At 41.8% G+C, this 1,124-nt stretch carries 1 protein-coding gene; it reads left to right on the top strand.

Annotation, left to right across the window (positions count from 1 at the left end):
* Nucleotides 1-212 precede the first annotated feature (212 nt).
* The gene (locus ACTTK6_RS15780) at nucleotides 213-1,028 is read left to right on the top strand and encodes an MBL fold metallo-hydrolase (protein ID WP_158219205.1); all 816 of its coding nucleotides are present in this window, start codon (nucleotides 213-215) and stop codon (nucleotides 1,026-1,028) included.
* Nucleotides 1,029-1,124: the final 96 nt, after the last annotated feature.

Raw genomic sequence — 1,124 nt, 5'->3', positions numbered from 1 at the left:
TTGGATGATATTGGATATAATTTCCAATATTTACTTCTATGACCAACATTTGTTTTCAAACCTGCAACTTAAAAGATGCTTATTAAAAACGAATGCCGTGATTTATATGTATTTATATAGTAATTCAATAAAATAATACTTTAATTCGTGAATGAAACCATCCATTTTCGGGAAAGAAACAATAAATGAAGACTAAGAAGAAGGTGATCAGCTTGGCAAAAAGACTAGACCGTGAACAATGGAGTGTATTTCAAAGCGAGCTTTATCAAACAAACACGACTGTCGTAGTGACAGATGATTTGATATTAATCACAGATCCTACGTGGCTTCCAGCTGAAATTGAAGAGATAAGGGAGTTTGTGGAGGAGCGGAGAAGTAATCAGCCTGTATATCTGCTGCTGACCCATTCAGATTTCGATCATGTTATTGGAGCCGGAGCGTTCCCCGAAGCGACTATTATTGCTTCCCGTGGATTTAACGCCAGATCGGATAAAGAAAACATTGTGCAGGAAATGAAAGAGTTTGACGAAACGTACTACATTCACCGCAATTACGATACCTCTTACCCGGACCCGGATATTATCGTTGACTCCGATGAGCAGGTGCTTGAGGAAGGAGAAACCAAAATTACTTTCTATCTGGCACCCGGCCACACTGTGGATGGGCTGGCGGCGGTCATAGAGCCTCTTGGTCTCTGTATTGCCGGAGACTATTTAAGCAATGTAGAGATCCCGATTATTGAATATCACAGCGAATCCTATCAATTTACGTTAAAGAAGCTGGATGAACTTTGGAATGACGGAAAGTACAGTACTGTAGTGCCGGGGCACGGGCTGGTGGCTTCGAAGCCCGAAGAAATAGAAAAACGACTCCGGGATTCAGAATGGTATATTGAAAAAACGAAAACATCGCTGGAAGACCCGTACGTAGAAAGCGCCATTTTTGCATTTATTGACCGCCACAAATTTGAAGCTCCGTTAAAGCAGGTGCATGAAAGTAATAAAGAACAATTAAAAACGGAAAGATAAAAAACTGGCTGCTCCGGGCTGCACTGACCTAGAAATATGAGACAAGATAAAGCACCTAGCCTTCTGCCGTTCGGTATTCCACCGGCGTGTGGAAGG

This window comes from Marinococcus salis, assembly GCF_054971365.1.
Note: the sequence above shows the minus strand (reverse complement) of the source record. Positions and strands in the feature narration are given on the sequence as shown.